The 14,925-nt window shown below is 57.3% G+C and carries 16 protein-coding genes; 8 read left to right on the top strand and 8 right to left on the bottom strand.

Features of this window, described 5'->3' with window-relative positions; translation table 11 throughout:
- Entirely contained in the window at positions 1-696 is a 696-nt protein-coding gene (gene urtE, locus VSS37_RS19915; protein ID WP_324698056.1) for an urea ABC transporter ATP-binding subunit UrtE, read from the top strand.
- 15 nt (positions 697-711) lie between these two features.
- Here the strand turns inward: urtE and VSS37_RS19910 are convergent, their stop codons facing one another.
- Together VSS37_RS19910 and VSS37_RS19905 are read right to left on the bottom strand one after the other, a co-directional pair.
- Complete coding sequence (locus VSS37_RS19910) at positions 712-1,017, bottom strand: helix-turn-helix transcriptional regulator (protein WP_324698054.1); 306 nt, start codon at positions 1,015-1,017, stop codon at positions 712-714.
- Positions 1,017-1,877: a HipA N-terminal domain-containing protein gene (locus tag VSS37_RS19905; RefSeq protein WP_324698052.1), complete on the bottom strand. Its 861-nt coding sequence runs from the start codon at positions 1,875-1,877 to the stop codon at positions 1,017-1,019. Before VSS37_RS19905 ends, VSS37_RS19910 begins: the two co-directional genes overlap by 1 nt.
- Positions 1,878-2,022: 145 nt before the next feature.
- On the opposite strand from VSS37_RS19905, the gene VSS37_RS19900 reads away from it, so the two are divergent.
- Together VSS37_RS19900 and ung are read left to right on the top strand one after the other, a co-directional pair.
- The gene (locus tag VSS37_RS19900; RefSeq protein ID WP_324698051.1) at positions 2,023-3,570 is read left to right on the top strand and encodes a PD-(D/E)XK nuclease domain-containing ATP-binding protein; all 1,548 of its coding nucleotides are present in this window, start codon (positions 2,023-2,025) and stop codon (positions 3,568-3,570) included.
- Complete coding sequence (gene ung / locus VSS37_RS19895; protein WP_324698049.1) at positions 3,567-4,247, top strand: uracil-DNA glycosylase; 681 nt, start codon at positions 3,567-3,569, stop codon at positions 4,245-4,247. Before VSS37_RS19900 ends, ung begins: the two co-directional genes overlap by 4 nt.
- Here the strand turns inward: ung and VSS37_RS19890 are convergent.
- The 6 genes from VSS37_RS19890 to VSS37_RS19865 are packed head-to-tail and all read right to left on the bottom strand — an operon-like array spanning position 4,244 to position 10,606.
- Positions 4,244-5,191 carry an HpcH/HpaI aldolase/citrate lyase family protein gene (locus tag VSS37_RS19890; protein ID WP_324698047.1) on the bottom strand — a complete coding sequence of 316 codons (948 nt, stop codon included), beginning with the start codon at positions 5,189-5,191 and terminating at the stop codon, positions 4,244-4,246. The two genes, ung and VSS37_RS19890, sit on opposite strands and share 4 nt — an antisense overlap.
- Complete coding sequence (locus VSS37_RS19885; RefSeq protein WP_324698046.1) at positions 5,188-6,261, bottom strand: cysteine protease StiP domain-containing protein; 1,074 nt, start codon at positions 6,259-6,261, stop codon at positions 5,188-5,190. The genes VSS37_RS19890 and VSS37_RS19885 overlap by 4 nt, the downstream gene beginning before the upstream one ends.
- The gene (locus VSS37_RS19880) at positions 6,258-6,992 is read right to left on the bottom strand and encodes an HAD family hydrolase (protein WP_324698045.1); all 735 of its coding nucleotides are present in this window, start codon (positions 6,990-6,992) and stop codon (positions 6,258-6,260) included. The genes VSS37_RS19885 and VSS37_RS19880 overlap by 4 nt, the downstream gene beginning before the upstream one ends.
- Positions 6,989-8,095, bottom strand: a complete 1,107-nt coding sequence (locus VSS37_RS19875; RefSeq protein WP_324698043.1) for a phosphoribosyltransferase domain-containing protein — start codon at positions 8,093-8,095, stop codon at positions 6,989-6,991. Before VSS37_RS19875 ends, VSS37_RS19880 begins: the two co-directional genes overlap by 4 nt.
- Positions 8,095-9,438 carry a VWA domain-containing protein gene (locus VSS37_RS19870; protein ID WP_324698042.1) on the bottom strand — a complete coding sequence of 448 codons (1,344 nt, stop codon included), beginning with the start codon at positions 9,436-9,438 and terminating at the stop codon, positions 8,095-8,097. The genes VSS37_RS19875 and VSS37_RS19870 overlap by 1 nt, the downstream gene beginning before the upstream one ends.
- Positions 9,439-9,472: 34 nt before the next feature.
- On the bottom strand, positions 9,473-10,606 hold the full coding sequence (locus VSS37_RS19865; protein WP_324698041.1) for a trypsin-like peptidase domain-containing protein: 1,134 nt from the start codon (positions 10,604-10,606) through the stop codon (positions 9,473-9,475).
- Between the two features lie 135 nt (positions 10,607-10,741).
- On the opposite strand from VSS37_RS19865, the gene VSS37_RS19860 reads away from it, so the two are divergent.
- The 5 genes from VSS37_RS19860 to VSS37_RS19840 all read left to right on the top strand — a co-directional run bounded on the left by VSS37_RS19860 (position 10,742) and on the right by VSS37_RS19840 (position 14,922).
- Positions 10,742-11,767, top strand: a complete 1,026-nt coding sequence (locus tag VSS37_RS19860; protein ID WP_324698039.1) for an ATP-grasp domain-containing protein — start codon at positions 10,742-10,744, stop codon at positions 11,765-11,767.
- A 92-nt stretch (positions 11,768-11,859) separates the two neighbouring features.
- Positions 11,860-12,459, top strand: coding sequence for a TerD family protein (locus tag VSS37_RS19855; protein WP_324698038.1), 600 nt, complete (start codon positions 11,860-11,862; stop codon positions 12,457-12,459).
- An 11-nt stretch (positions 12,460-12,470) separates the two neighbouring features.
- Positions 12,471-13,685 carry a TerD family protein gene (locus VSS37_RS19850; protein ID WP_324698037.1) on the top strand — a complete coding sequence of 405 codons (1,215 nt, stop codon included), beginning with the start codon at positions 12,471-12,473 and terminating at the stop codon, positions 13,683-13,685.
- 41 nt (positions 13,686-13,726) lie between these two features.
- Positions 13,727-14,305 carry a TerD family protein gene (locus VSS37_RS19845; RefSeq protein WP_324698035.1) on the top strand — a complete coding sequence of 193 codons (579 nt, stop codon included), beginning with the start codon at positions 13,727-13,729 and terminating at the stop codon, positions 14,303-14,305.
- Positions 14,306-14,343: 38 nt separating this feature from the next.
- A complete protein-coding gene (locus tag VSS37_RS19840; protein ID WP_324698034.1) occupies positions 14,344-14,922 on the top strand; it encodes a TerD family protein in 579 nt (192 codons plus the stop codon).
- Positions 14,923-14,925: the final 3 nt, after the last annotated feature.

The raw sequence follows: 14,925 nt of genomic DNA, 5'->3' as shown, positions 1-14,925 counted from the left end.
ATGTTGACTGTTGAAAAACTCAACCAGTATTACGGTGAGAGCCATACCCTGTGGGATCTCGGCATGCAGGTGCCGGAAGGCCAGTGCACCGTCTTGATGGGGCGCAACGGCGTCGGCAAAACCACCCTGCTGCAATGCATTATGGGCTTGCTGCCGGTGCGCAGCGGCAACATCCAATACCAGGGTGAAAACCTGCTCCAATACAACGCCGAGCGCCGCGCCAACCTAGGCATCGGCTATGTGCCGCAAGGGCGGCAAATTTTCCCGCTGCTGACAGTGGAGGAAAACCTGCTGATCGGCCTGCCTGCACGGCGCGACAAGGTGCGCACGATCCCGCCGTTCATTTTCGGGCTGTTCCCGGTGCTGAAGGAAATGCTGGGGCGGCGTGGCGGCGATTTGTCCGGTGGCCAGCAACAGCAACTGGCGATAGGCCGCGCGCTGGTGCTGGACCCGAAACTGCTGATCCTGGATGAACCCACCGAAGGCATCCAGCCGAACATCGTGCATGAAATCGGCGACATCATCCGCAAGCTCAATCAGGAAACCGGCCTGACCGTCTTGCTGGTGGAGCAGAAACTGCCGTTTGCGCGCAGGGTCGGGGATCGGTTCTGCATCCTCGATCGCGGGCGGCAGGTGGCGGAAGGCGCAATGGATGCGCTGGATGAGGGGCTGGTGCAGCGTTACTTGACCGTGTGAGGGCTGGGCATCATTTCACTGCCCGGTTTGCCCGTCGCGGGCAACAGCAGCCACTACGCCCAAGGTCAGCCCAAAAGGTTGCAACAACCTGTAAATCGTATTGACGGAGGGGTTGGCCGTTCCCGCTTCAATGGCCTGTATAGTCCGGGCAGCGACCCCGGTCAGCCGCGCATATTCCGCCACGGTCAAATGCAAGCCCGTGCGCAACTGGCGCACCACCTGCTCCAGCGGCATGTCCGGCTGTTGTTGGATCTGCCCCAACAAGGCGATGCGTTGCTGAAGCTGTTCAACCGGCGAAAGTGGCTTGTAACGCCGATCCATCAGCAACAAGCCTCTAGCTGTGCGGCGGCATCACGGCATAAAGGTGCAAAGCGTTCCACAATCCCTGCCGGAACGCCTGATTGCCGCATCTTGTCCGGCAATGCCGCCAATGGTTCACACATTGCCGCCAGCCCAGAAGCCAATGCCGTGCAAACTGCATTGTGGGTCAATTGGGAGCCAAAACCGCTGCATTGGCACAGGGCATACACGCTTTCCTGGGCGTGGCGCTGCACCCCCGAGGAGGTCAGTTCACGGTCAAAGCGGGGGATAAACAAGGCTCTCCCCTGCAATATATGATCCAGGAAAAATTGCCCGCTGTGATCTTCAGTCAACAACAATTTGGGCCATTCGCCCTGCACGCCTGAAGATCCCGCCACAAACAAGCCGTAATTTGCCAAATACTCGGCAAAATGCTCCCCACGCTGCGCCACTTCAGCCAGTGGGAAACCTTGCGACCGGGCCGTATCCCGTGCTTGCAGCCACTCATAAGCTTCCCGCGCCCGGCAGTTGCCGATAGGGTCGCCAGCCCCCGCCAACAGCAAACGCCAGTCTGCGCCTGCCTCCGCCCGTCCCGGCAAACCCAATTGACGTAACAGCTCCTGGCGGCCATAGCCTTGGGGCAGCAAGTCCATAACAAAGCCTGGCCAGACGGCAGTCCGCAAAGGGGCAAGACTGACCGGAAAAGTCCAGGAAAGGGCTGGCGCATCCCGCCGTCCGGCATACTCGATGGCATGGTCAACGGCATAGCCCAGATATGCGGCACCTTGCCAGCCTTTATCTGCAGACGCCAACAAGGCCATACCGCCAGCTTCACGCCATGCGCCATTGAGAAACAACTCGAAAGTGCAATCTGTCTTCATTTCCGCAGTATAGTGCGGATTTAGACGCTTTTCAGGCGATAGTTACGCAATATAGAGCGCAATCCTCCTCCGCCCTGATCTTCGCCAGCAAGGCCATGCTGGTGGATCATGCTAAACTCAGCGCAACAGCAGCAAACAGGCCAGCATGATGCAGCGCAAACTTTTACCCATCGGTATCCAGACCTTCAGCGAAATCCGCCGGAATAACCACTATTACGTGGATAAATCCCATCTGGCGGTGAAGCTGGCGAAAGAAGGCAAGCATTATTTCCTCTCCCGCCCCCGCCGTTTTGGCAAAAGCCTGTTCCTCGACACCCTGAAAGAACTGTTTGAAGGCAATGAACCGCTGTTTGAAGGGCTGGCCGCCCACCAACAGTGGGATTGGTCGGTAAAATATCCGGTGCTGCGTTTCAGCTTCGGTGGTGAAAATTACCGCCAGACAGAAAGCCTGGTGGCGACGCTGGATGCGCAATTACGTTTACTGGAGGCGCAGTACCAGTTACCGCCGCAGGTGGATAGCATGAGTGGCCGTTTTGCCCACCTGATCGTCAAGCTGCATCAGCAGAGCGGGCAGCCGGTGGTGATTCTGATCGATGAATACGACAAACCGATTCTGGATGCCTTGCTATACCCGGAAGTCGCCCGCGCCAACCGTGATTTCCTGCGCGGTTTCTACGGCAACATCAAGGACTACGACGCGCATATCAAGTTCAGCTTCCTGACCGGGGTGAGCAAGTTTTCCAAGGTCAGCCTGTTTTCCGGCCTGAACAATCTGAATGACATTACGCTGGACAAGCGTTATTCAACCCTATGTGGTTATACCGACAACGATATTGATAGTATATTTGCAGCGGAACTGGAGGGTCTGAACCGAAACCAAATCCGTGAGTGGTACAACGGTTATCACTGGCTGGGAACAGGCGTTTACAACCCGTTCGATATTCTGCAACTGTTTGATAAGCGTGAGTTCAAGAGCTACTGGTTTGAAACCGGCACACCGACTTTTTTGCTGGATCTGCTGTTCCAGCGGCAAGTGCCAAGCCTGAATCTGGGGGAAATGATCAGCAGCAGCAGCATGTTGTCCAGCTTTGACGTGGATGACATCACCACCGAAGCCCTGTTGTTCCAGACCGGCTACCTGACCATCCACAAAGAGGAAAATCTCGGCGGGCAGTATTTCTACACACTGGGTTACCCTAACCGTGAGGTCTACCAAAGCCTGAATGAATCCCTGCTGTCGGTGCTGGTCAAGGACAAATCCAAACAGGCGGTGCAAAGCCTGCAATTGTACCGGCTGCTGGAAGCCAACGATTTTGCCGGTCTGAAACGGCTTTTCCAGAGCTTTTTCGCCAGCATCCCTTATCACTGGTACACCAATAACGACATACAAAGTTACGAAGGCTATTATGCCTCGGTGTTTTATTCCTATTTCGCCTCATTGGGCTTGAATGTGACACTGGAAGACATCACCAACCTGGGGCGGATTGACATGACCCTGAAGTTTAATGCCCAGGTGTATATCTTCGAATTCAAGGTGGTGGAACTGGCCCCGGAAGGCAGGGCATTGCAGCAAATCAGGGACAAGGCTTACGCCGACAAATACCGGGGTTTGCAGCAGCCTATCCATCTGCTGGGGGTGGAGTTCAGCAAGGCATCCCGCAATATTGTGGGCTTTGAAGTGGAGCAGGCATGAACGATCCGTTGCCACCATCCTGGCAGGCGGCTGTCGGCGCAGAATTTTCCAAACCCTACATGCAATCGCTGGGTGCTTTCCTGCAAGCCGAGGAGGCCGCCGGTAAGCTGCTCCTGCCACCTGCCGCACAACGTTTCAACGCGCTGCAAAGCACGCCGCTGGAACAGGTGAAAGTGGTGATCCTCGGGCAAGACCCTTACCCTACCCCCGGCCATGCGCACGGCCTGTCATTTTCGGTGCAGCCGGAAGTCAGCCCCCTGCCCCGCTCACTGCTCAATATCAACCGCGAATTGCAGGACGACCTGGGCATCAACAATGGCCACACAGGCTGCCTGCAAGCCTGGGCGGAACAGGGCGTGCTGCTGCTGAACACCGTGCTGACGGTGGCGGCGGGCAATGCAGGCAGCCATCAGAAACGCGGCTGGGAAAGCTTCACTGATGCGGTGATCCGCGCCATCAGCGCCCAGGAACAGCCAGTGGTGTTTATCCTCTGGGGCAGCCACGCGCAGAAGAAAGCGGAGCTGATCGACAGCCAGCGCCACCACATCATCGCCAGCGCCCACCCGTCACCCTTGTCAGCGCGGCGCGGCTTTTTCGGCAGCAAACCGTTTTCCCGTGCGAATGGATTCTTGCAAGCCAACGGCAGGACGCCGGTCGAGTGGGCTTTGCCCGCCTAAGGGCTAGCCGCCAGTGGAGTGCTGGCCATGGGGACGGAGTGCAGGTAACAACCGAAATGTTGCGCCCGCTCCATGATCTGCACCGCCCAATGGTGGTGGGTCGCCGGTTCACACATGGCGCCTTCAAACTGGAACACCGCAGGCATGGTGTCATCCAGAATCTGCAAGGCGGCTTCGTAGTCACGGCTATCAACCTTCAAGGCGTGATGGATGACCGCAATCTGGCTGGGGTGGATCACGGTTTTGCCTACCAGGCCATGCAGCAAATCGCGCTGGAACTCGGCCTGCAAGATAGTGTGATCCTGAAAATATTCAAACACCGGCGCGGTCAGGTGGAATCCGGCGGGCGCAAACTGCGTCACCAGCATGGCCACCGCATGCCCCAACGGGCCGTCGTACAAGGTATGGGCGCGATGGGTGCGCAGCCGCAGGCAGGAAGACAAATCATTCCCGCCAATCCTCAAGGCCAATATCCGTGGCTTAATCCCGGCATGTTGCAAGCGTCCACACAATTCCCGCACGGCGGCCGCATCCAGCATTTGCGCGGTTTCCAGTGTGGGCATAAACAACCAGTGGGAAGGTGCGGCCCGTATCACTGCATGCCAGGCCGCAAATGAGTGGTTATCAAATTTTGGCAGCACAAAACCGTCAATACAGCCAATCCCCTGCATGGCCAACAATTCCTGCGCCATCTTCGGGTGGCGTGGCCGGACGAACACCAAAGGGCGCATCCGGCCTTCCTGCTCATTTAGTTCGTGCAGGCAGTGTTGCAGGCTGGCCAAACTTCTGGCGATTTCCTCCTCACGCACGGCATCCTCAAGACAAATCACCATCGAGCGTAGGTCAGGGATTTTTTGCCGCAAAATGACATCGGGCAAGTCGGGGCGCGTCGCTGGCATGTACAAGGTGGCGCCTAATTGGTAAGGGGAAATGCGTGTGCTCATGACGTCTTCTTGATTATGGTTATCGCATGGTACGGGGCCAGTTCATCGCCGACCGCTTGCAGGGGAATGCCCCGTATTGCAGCAAGATGGCGCAATAAACGGATATTGGGGTCATCTGTCCGCTGTATCAAAATATGTTCCGGCACCCGCCGCATGACGGCGCGGGTGGCTTCCGCAATCCCCGGTTTGAGGCGGTTGATATTGCGGATTTGATACCTGCCAACCAAATGTTGGATGATGCGGCGGGAGGCCGCCTGCAAGGCCTGGCGCTGTTCCGGCAACCATTCCAGCGGGGGCTGGGCGGCCAACTGGCGGCGGTAATGGTCGACCTCGCTGATAAAGGCCTGGCTGACATCGTAAGCAGCCAAATGCTGGTAATACATGCAGGCATGCCAACCGCCATCATGGGTGAGGATGGAGCGCGACACCAGACCCGATACGGTCGCCCCCAGAATGCCGAATGGGATCAGCCAGTCATCCCCCGATGCGGACAGCCATGCCCTGCCGGTCGGGTCTGCCAGCACGGCAAAAGGGATTTCCCCCTCGGGGTAACGTTCCCCGAGGGAAGCTTGCAATTGGCTGTGGATGGCACCTTTGCCAACCCAGCCATCGACCCACACGATGTCACCAAAGGCATGGCGTTGCCCAATCCAATCCAGCGCGGCCTGGTCAATGCCCTTGTCGCGGATAATGCTGACGCCGTAATGCGTGCTTTCCATCCCGAGGTCGCGCAACGCCCGCACCAGCAGCACCCCCAGGGGCACACCAGCACGCACGAAACTGACCAGCACCAGCGGGCGGCCAGGGCGGCGCTGCTGCAAGGCGACCGCCAATTGCTGCACTTCTGTCGCCAACCGCTGCAAGCCGTCAGCCAGTGCCTGTTGGTAGAGCGCCTGATGTTCTGCAGAAGGTGCGGATTCCGTGCTGATCATTTCGGAATAATGGCGTTGGCCGCTCTGGATCAGGCGTTCCTTTTCCTCGACCGGGGTGGCTTCCAATTCGGTCAGGCGCAGCAGGAACGTGACATCATCAGGCGGATACGAGCCGTGGAAACCTTGCGGCGCACTCATGGCAATTGCCCACCCAACTGGCTGGGCGGCGGGAAGGCCGCAAAATCGCACAAGCGCATAAAGCCCAGATCCGACACGCTATCCCCCAGGCCAAACACCGGCACACGCCCGTGTGCAGCGGTATGCCGCCGCAGGATTTCAGCGGCAGCGGCGCGTTTGTTCACCGGGTCTGGCAACAAGGCCAGATTATTCGCATTCATGTGGATGTAGAAACCGTGTAAGTCGAGCGTTTCGCGCAAGGCATGCAATAACTGTTGCAGGTCTTCCGGGCGGGAAGCATTGCTCTTCACCACCAAGTAAGCCGCATAATCTTCTACCGATTCCAGCCAGCCGCGTAAAGATAACCCCAGCATTTCACCCGTTTGCAACGCGCTGGCCAACAGGGCGGGCAAGCGCGGCTGGTAGGGGGCGAGCTGCTGCCGCATGTATGCATGCCAGTCTGCATCCAGCATGCCTTGCGGGTTCAGGATGGCGGCACCGTGCACACAAACGGCTGCGTGCTGGAACGGCAGTTGCACCCGTTGAAATGATTCAATACCCCGCGCGGTGACCGGCACGACATGCATGCAGCCGAGCGCCCAGTGGATGAAATCGTGCTGCCAAGGGTGCATGAAGCTGATAACGCCGCCCTGCAAACCTTGCGCAGCAGGGATTTTCGCCGCATCCAGCGGCATTTTGCGGGCAGTCTGAAACAGGGTGTCATCCAGGTCGGTGAGCAATAAAGGCTTCACGGGTAAAACTCCAGGCAAGTGGGGCGCAGCGTGTTGATTAATTCCTGATCCAGCAAACGGGCGGGCGGCTCGCTGCACAGCAGGATACGGCCGTAATGGCTTGGCTCGACGTTGTAAAGGAAGTTGGCGATGCCTTGCCCGTAATTGTCGTGCAGGCAATAGCGCTGTTGGATGCTATGCCCCAGGGCAATCGGTGAACGGGTGGTGGCGCTGAACTGCACATTGGCGCCTTGCTGCTCCAGGTATTCCGCCAGCAGGAAAGGCGGCCAGACGAATTCGCCGGTGCCCAACACCAGGATGCGTTCGCCGGGGGTGACGCCCAACTGCTGGGCAAGCGGGGTAAGCGTATGTTGGCGCACGCCCAGACGCCCCCAGTCATTGGCCGGGTTGGGATGCCATTCGCCCGTACCCAGCACATCGACTTGCGGCATTTCCGGCAGCGGCGCATCGTTGGCTTGCCAATGCCAATGTCCGGCCAGCAGCGATACGGCGCTGGCGCGCGGGCCCAAACGCTGGGCGGCGGCACCGCCTGACCAGTCAGTAAGGGTGGTGGCTACAATGTGCTCAAACTGGTCTAGCCCGGCGCGTTGCAAGGCTTCCAGCAGATTGGCGAAGGTTTTGCCAGTGGAGGCTTCATCATCCACCAGCACCAAGGTGCGCGCTGTCCGCAGCAAATCAATATCGGCAGGATGCTGGGGAAGGTGCAGCACTTGCTGGGTGGCGTGGCTGTGCTCTTCACGGAATTCGGCCAGGATGGGCAAATCCAGCGGATGGCGCGTGGTGCAAAGGTAGAGCGTGTCGTTACGCTGGCGGCTGAGGGCCTGCTGCACACCCGCGCCCAGGGCAATGGCGGTTTCCGCCATGCCGATGACGGCCACCGGCCCTGGCAGGTCAGCGGGAATTTGTGCGGCCAAGGCGTCCGTCGCGTTGCGCATGACCGCCGGGGATACCGGGATATGCCGCCCCAGCACCTTGGAGACAAACAGGAAGGCGCGTTTCGGGTTGCGGCGTTGGGCAAAGCCAAAGAGCTCATCCGGGGAATAAGCGCCTGCTTCGATGCTCAGGTTGAGCGTGCCTTGTTCGAGGGTGACGGTTAAGGCCATTAACGGAGGATTCCTTGTTGTTTGGCGAGTGTGATCCAACCGGGGTATTCGCCCATCATCAGGTCGTAAAGCGCTTCATCACTGTGCTCATTGGGGGATTCCACCGAGAAGAAGCCTGCGTTGTCGAGTAAGCGCCCCGGCAATTCATCCAGTTTTTCCAGAAACGGAAAGTCTGAGTTGGCAAACGCCGCCAGCAGTTTTGAGCGGGATTTGCGACCTTTGCCGATGCCCATGAATTGCCAGAAGATGGGTTCCTGGCTAGACCAGCGCAATTGCTTTTCGGTTAAGCCTTGGTCAGACGTGCCGCCATCGGTCACAAACATGACATAGACCGGCATGTCAGCTTGCAAGGTTGTTTTGCGTTCACCCCCAGCGGCGTCGGGGAAATAGTGGCGGCGGATAGCCTGCATGGCGAGCCCATAACGGGTGTCGCCTTCCAGCGGGTGTTGTTGGATGATGCGGGCAATATACGTCGCGTAATTGCCAATGCCCATGGGGGCTGGCTGATGGACATGCCTGCCAAACAGGAACACGTCAATTTCCCCATCGTCATCAAAACGGCAACCCAGCGCCAGAATCCGTTCCGAGAATGCCTGGATCAGGCCGTCACGGTACAGGCGGTTCATGGAGCCGGAAATGTCAAGGCACAGGCAGACTTTCGCGCGGTGGCTTTCCAGCCCGACTTTGGCCAGGGAGATCGCCGATTTTTTGGCTAGACTGAGCAGCTTGGGCGCTTCTGTTTCCAGCCGTTTTTCCAGGGAAATGCGCGCCGGGTTCACCACTGGCGGCGGTGGGGTGCTAGGGGCCGGTGCTTCCGCCACGGTCGCGCCAAAATGTTTGACCAAGGCATCCAGCCCGCCATTGAACCCTTGCGCTGTCGCACTGATCCGCCAAACCCCGGCTTTGCGGTAGAGCTCCACCAACATCACCGCCCGTTCCTGTTCAAAATCACTCCCTGCAAAGCTGAACTGCGCCACCGTTTTCCCCTGCGACTCCAACTTGACGGTGCCATTGGGAATATCGTGCATGGTCGCCTGACCATCAATCGCGGCGGTCAGCACCAAGCGTTCAATGGTGTCGGGAAGCCGCTGGAGGTCTATCTTGAAGGCCGCACTGCTGGCGGTTGCACTTTCTTGCAAGGCAACGCCGCCACATGGGGTGACATGCTGGTTGAAAAAGGTCATGTAACGGTCGTCCGACAGCATCCCGGCGGCGTCCAGCCCGAAACAGGCAAAATCCAGCGTGACGCCAGCACCGTTATAGTCGGCGTGCAGCAAAAAAGCCGTGTGTTCCGGGACAATTTCAGCCAGCTTCAGGCGTTGTCCTTTTTGGATTTGTATCATTTTTATACTCCCTCGATGGTGGCATTTACCGCTGTCAGCTGGCGCATTCCACCCGCCAGATGGCGTTTTGGGCCTGCGTGACCATCTGTGCGGCTGTCAATGTTTGCATGCTGCTTTGCAGGCTGTATTGGATATTGGCAGCTTCCATCAATGCAATCGCCAAACTGTGACGGATGGCGAAATTCATGTTTTGCGCATGGGTGAAAGTGGACGACACCACCCCCAACACCGCGCCGGTTTCGTCCAGCAACGGGCTGCCGCTGGAACCGGGCTGGATCGGGGCGGTGAATTGCAACAGACGGACATCGTTGTGCGCCCCAAACAAGCCGGAAATCACCCCTTGCGTGACCTGGATGCCAGCACCCATCAAACCCGCCAGTGGATAGCCCAGGGTGGTGATGCTTTGCGCCAGACCGACCCCGCTGCTACGGAATGGGAGCGCTTGCAAATGGGCGGGTGCGGCTGCCCGCAGCAAGGCAAGGTCATTGGTGCTGTCGCTGATAATGGGTTCGGCGTCCAGATTGCCTTGCAGCGAACTCAGGCGGATGCGGCTTGCCCCATCGGCGACATGCGCATTGGTCATGAACACATTGGGGGCGACCAGGAAGGCTGTCCCCGTCCAATTGCCGGGCAGTTGTTCGCGGTTGCCCGGCGTGCTGAAGGGCGAGCTTTCGTCCACGTCCATGCCCATCCTGCGCCCCAGGGCGGCAAGCCCGTAAGCGGAGGTTTCCGCCAACGCCCGCACTTTCCACTGCCCTGCCCGCAGGTAAAACTCGGCGGCAATCAGCGCTGACGCCTGCATTTCCCCCAACGCAATGCTGTGGCTGAACACATCATCCATTTGCACGTTGACTGCGTCGCCAACATTCACCGGCCCCCGCGCCCCGTAGCGGTACAGCACGACACACAAGCGGGTAATGTTCGGGGCGGGCAAGGCGCTGACATCGAGCGTGAGGCGGTAACTGGTGCCCGCTTCATCCAGTTGGATGCTTGCCCAGTCTGCGGCTTTGGCATGGGCCAATTGCGGCGGGGCCACCAATTGCTTGGCTTCATTCACCGGCAAGACTGCCAGCCCCAAGTCATGGCGGATGTTGTGTGGAAAGGTGATGCCCACTGTCCAGCGGTTTCCAGTGAGCGGCAAGTTGGCTCCCAAGGGTAAAGTCATCATAATTATTGTTACCGAGATACATGAGTATGCGTGGGATGATAACAAGAATTTCGAAGCCGATGCCTAAAATCATTTACACTGGCAGGGCATACCCATTACCCAGCATCATGATTAAAATTTTAAACAAGGCATACCATGCGCATTTGGTTCAACAAGACATTTTCCAGTATCAGTTCCGTGTTCCACAACCTGCGCCAAGCCCGTATTGAGGGTGGGCTGGCCGTCATTTACTCGCATAACAACCCCGTTGCTTCGGCCTTCCTCGCGGCGGATGAGGCTTACCTGGAGCCTGCCGGATTAACCGGGGCCGCTTACGTCGAGTGGTGTTTGAATTTTTGTCAGGAACATGGCATCAGCCATTTCTGGGCCGCCAAAGAGGCGCGCCTCATTGGGCAACAGCGCGCCGCATTCGCTGCGTTGGGGACGCAGGTGATTGCGGTCGCCACGCCGGAAACACTCAAGCACCTGAACCACAAGGGTGAATTTTATCAACATCTGCCTGTAACAGTGGCTCCGGCGATGGCGTGCATCCGCGTGCAGGATGCCGCTGGTTTCGATAACGCCGTGGCCGTTTTGTCGCAACAGCATGCGCAGTTGTGCGTGAAACCGGCCATTTCGGTGTTTGGTTTGGGCTTCCGGATTCTGGATAGGCAGCGTGACAGCATTACGCATTTGCTCAAAGGCGTTGAGTATGAAATCCCACTGGCAGAATTGCGGGCAGGCATGGGGCACACGCCGGAATTTCCCGAACTGCTGGTGATGGAACATCTGCCGGGTGCGGAATGGAGTGTGGACTGCGCCGGACGGGACGGGCAATTGCTGTGCGCCATCCAACGCAAGAAGCATCCGCAGGCGGGGTATGGGCAGGAAATCGACAATAACCCTGAGATCCAAGGCATGGTTGAACGTTTGGCCACGCACTACGGCCTGAATGGCCTGTTCAATATCCAGTTCAAGGCGAATGCGGCAGGTGAGGCGCGTTTGCTGGAAATCAACCCACGCCCCTCCGGCGGCTTTGGGATGGCGTGCCTGGCTGGGGTAAACCTAGCGGAGGTTTTCCTGCAAAGCCTGCAAGGGAGAACCCCAGCCATTGCGCCCCTGCGTTACGGTTTGCTGGTCGGTGAAGTCAGCAAACCCGTGGAATTACAAGCACTAAGCTGAAATAACCCGACATTGATGGGTGAGTGTTGTTTGCACATAAACGACCCGCTAAGATTGTGGCTACTCAACAATACAAAATGACGGAGATTCTCATGGCTGTAAGTTTAAGCAAAGGTCAACGCATTTCCTTGGAAAAAAGTAACGGCGCTGGCTTGAGTAAAGTGCGCATGGGGTTGGGCTGGGATCCGGCGCAAGCACCGAAAAAAGGCGGTTTCTTTGGTGGCCTGTTTGGCGGCGGCGGTGCAGATGAAATCGATCTGGACGCCTCCTGCCTGTTGCTGGATGCGCAAAAGAACCTGCTGGATGTCGTATGGTTCCGTCAATTGCAAAGCCGCGATGGCTCCATCAAGCATTCTGGCGACAACCTGACGGGTGAAGGGGATGGCGATGATGAAACCATTTTCGTCGACCTGACCCGCTTGCCGGGCAACGTGGCGCATTTGGCGTTTACGGTCTGTTCATTCCGTGGGCAAACATTCAATGAAGTCGAGGGCGCATTCTGCCGCTTGGTCGATGACTCCAACAATACCGAACTGGCAAAATTTAACCTCTCGGAGAAAGGCGCGCATACCGGCGTGGTGATGGCGATTGTCAGCCGGGATGGCGCAGGCTGGCAAATGAAGGCCGTGGGCGCACCGACTGCGGGCGCGATCGCCAACGACATGATGCCTGCGGTATTGGCCGCCCTATAAGGAGCATTGCGATGTCAGTGACGCAACTGGTGGCCGGGGCAAATTGCCCAGTACCACGCGAGAAACTATCTGTTGAAGTCCTGTTGTCGCCCACTCAAGTCAGCGGTGCAGAAGTGGACATTTCCGCTTTTGCCCTGACGGCCAGCAGCAAGGTGCGCGGTGACGATGACATGGTGTTTTACGGCCAACCGCGTCCCGGCAATGGCAGCGTTGCGTTGCTGGCAAACAGCGCTGGCCGTGCAGAATTCAGCGTCGACTTGCCGAACTTGCTGGCAAGCACGGAAAAAGTGGCATTCACCGCCACCATCCATGAAAACCGCGCCAACTTCGGTGCCTTCAGCAGCCTCCAGGTCACAGTGAAAAATGCCGCCGGGCAAGCCATCTTGCAAGCCAGCCTGCCCTCCTCCGGCATGGTCGAATCCGCCCTGATCCTGGGCGAGCTGTACCTGCGCCAAGGGCAGTGGAAATTCCGTGCCGTCGGCCAGGGCTTTGCCGGTGGGCTGAAACCGTTGGCGGAACATTTTGGGGTGGAAATCAGCGACCCTGCCCCAACGGCTGCGCCACCTGCCCCGCCACCGCCCAGCCCCGCGAAAAAACCCATTTCCTTAAGCAAGGTGACGCTGGACAAAACCAAGCCGCGCGTAAGCCTGGAAAAGAAAACCGAAGGCTTTGGCGAAATCCGCATCAATCTGAATTGGAACCGTGGCCAGGCTCCGGCAGCGAAAAGCGGCGGTTTGTTGGGGGGCTTGTTTGGCGGCGGCAATAAGGGGGTGGATCTGGATGTCGGTTGCCTGTACGAACAACGTGACGGCACAATCAGCGCCATCCAAGCGCTCGGCAACCGTTTTGGTTCACTCCGCAGTGACCCGTTCATTGAGCTTAAAGGCGATGACCGCACCGGGGCGATCAGCGAAGGCGAATGGCTGCACATCAATGGGCAACAATGGCATACCTTTAAACGGATTCTGGTGTATGCCTTTATCTATGAGGGCGCGCCTAACTGGGCACAGACGGATGGCATTGTCACCATTTATGTGCCGAACGAAGCGCCAGTGGAGATTCGTTTGACCGAAGGTGGCAACTCCCTGGGCATGTGTGCGGTTGTATTGCTGGAAAACAACAACGGCGCTTTGCAGGTTAACCGCGAAGTGCGTTATTTCCATGGCCATCAGGATATGGATCAAGCTTACCGCTGGGGCTTGAATTGGCGGGCAGGCTCCAAATAATGTATCCGTAACACTAAAAACACTCTCCCAGGAGGCAAATCATGGCATTAAGTTTACAAAAGGGTGGCAACCTCTCATTAAGCAAGGCCGACCCCAGTTTAAGCAAAATTTTGGTGGGTTTAGGTTGGGATGAACGCACGACCGACGGCTCAGGGTTTGACCTGGACGCCAGCGCATTTTTGCTGACCGCCAACGGCAAAGTGCGGGGTGATTCTGATTTCATTTTTTACAACCAATTGAAATCCACTGATGGTTCCGTCGAACATACCGGCGACAACCGCACCGGGCAAGGTGAAGGGGATGATGAATCCTTGAAAGTGGATTTGACCAAAGTCCCGGCGGCGATTGAAAAAATTGCTTTTACCGTCACCATCCACGATGCGGAAGCACGGCGGCAGAATTTCGGGCAGGTGGCCAATGCCTTCATCCGTATCGTCAATGATGTGAGTGGCGCTGAAATCGTCCGTTACGATCTGGCGGAAGATTATTCCACCGAAACCGCCATGGTGTTTGGGGAATTGTACCGTTACAACAATGAGTGGAAATTCCGTGCGGTCGGGCAAGGCTACGCCGGTGGTTTAAAAGCGATGTGTGACCAATTCGGCATTCAGATCGGCTAATTCATTTTTATCAATAATAGTGATGTGGAGTTCATAATATGGCAGTCAGTTTACAAAAAGGCGGCAACGTTTCTTTAACCAAAGAAGCCCCAGGTTTAACCGCCGTCACCGTGGGGCTGGGTTGGGATACCCGCGCCACCGATGGCGCAGACTTTGACCTTGACGCCTCTGTGTTTATGTTGGGTGAAGATGGCAAGGTTTTGTCCGACGATTCCTTCATTTTCTACAACAACAAAAAATCCGCTTGCGGCAATGTGGAACACCTGGGCGACAACCGCACCGGCGCTGGTGACGGTGATGACGAACAAGTCAATGTGAACCTGGCGGGCTTGGCGGACAACGTCAAAAAAATGGTGTTTTCCGTCACCATCCATGAAGCAGAAGCGCGCAAACAAAACTTTGGCCAAGTCAGCAATGCGTATATCCGTTTGGTGAATCAGGCGGATGGCAAGGAAATTGCGCGTTATGACCTGTCTGAAGACGCCAGTGTGGAAACCGCCATGCTGTTTGGCGAAATTTACCGTCATAACACCGAGTGGAAATTCAAAGCGGTTGGCCAAGGCTTCGCCGGTGGTTTGGGGCCAATGGCCTCATCGATGGGCGTTAACCTTGGTTAAATA

It is taken from the genome of Candidatus Thiothrix phosphatis (genome assembly GCF_035668035.1).
Taxonomy (GTDB): domain Bacteria; phylum Pseudomonadota; class Gammaproteobacteria; order Thiotrichales; family Thiotrichaceae; genus Thiothrix; species Thiothrix phosphatis.
Note: the sequence above shows the minus strand (reverse complement) of the source record. Positions and strands in the feature narration are given on the sequence as shown.

Bases quoted from the DNA above. Each gene is read 5' to 3' on its own strand.
- urtE (WP_324698056.1), top strand. From the start codon at position 1: ATGTTGACTGTTGAAAAACTCAACCAGTATTACGGTGAGAGCCATACC.
- VSS37_RS19910 (WP_324698054.1), bottom strand. From the start codon at position 1,017: ATGGATCGGCGTTACAAGCCACTTTCGCCGGTTGAACAGCTTCAGCAA.
- VSS37_RS19905 (WP_324698052.1), bottom strand. From the start codon at position 1,877: ATGAAGACAGATTGCACTTTCGAGTTGTTTCTCAATGGCGCATGGCGT.
- VSS37_RS19900 (WP_324698051.1), top strand. From the start codon at position 2,023: ATGATGCAGCGCAAACTTTTACCCATCGGTATCCAGACCTTCAGCGAA.
- ung (WP_324698049.1), top strand. From the start codon at position 3,567: ATGAACGATCCGTTGCCACCATCCTGGCAGGCGGCTGTCGGCGCAGAA.
- VSS37_RS19890 (WP_324698047.1), bottom strand. From the start codon at position 5,191: ATGAGCACACGCATTTCCCCTTACCAATTAGGCGCCACCTTGTACATG.
- VSS37_RS19885 (WP_324698046.1), bottom strand. From the start codon at position 6,261: ATGAGTGCGCCGCAAGGTTTCCACGGCTCGTATCCGCCTGATGATGTC.
- VSS37_RS19875 (WP_324698043.1), bottom strand. From the start codon at position 8,095: ATGGCCTTAACCGTCACCCTCGAACAAGGCACGCTCAACCTGAGCATC.
- VSS37_RS19870 (WP_324698042.1), bottom strand. From the start codon at position 9,438: ATGATACAAATCCAAAAAGGACAACGCCTGAAGCTGGCTGAAATTGTC.
- VSS37_RS19865 (WP_324698041.1), bottom strand. From the start codon at position 10,606: ATGATGACTTTACCCTTGGGAGCCAACTTGCCGCTCACTGGAAACCGC.
- VSS37_RS19860 (WP_324698039.1), top strand. From the start codon at position 10,742: ATGCGCATTTGGTTCAACAAGACATTTTCCAGTATCAGTTCCGTGTTC.
- VSS37_RS19855 (WP_324698038.1), top strand. From the start codon at position 11,860: ATGGCTGTAAGTTTAAGCAAAGGTCAACGCATTTCCTTGGAAAAAAGT.
- VSS37_RS19850 (WP_324698037.1), top strand. From the start codon at position 12,471: ATGTCAGTGACGCAACTGGTGGCCGGGGCAAATTGCCCAGTACCACGC.
- VSS37_RS19845 (WP_324698035.1), top strand. From the start codon at position 13,727: ATGGCATTAAGTTTACAAAAGGGTGGCAACCTCTCATTAAGCAAGGCC.
- VSS37_RS19840 (WP_324698034.1), top strand. From the start codon at position 14,344: ATGGCAGTCAGTTTACAAAAAGGCGGCAACGTTTCTTTAACCAAAGAA.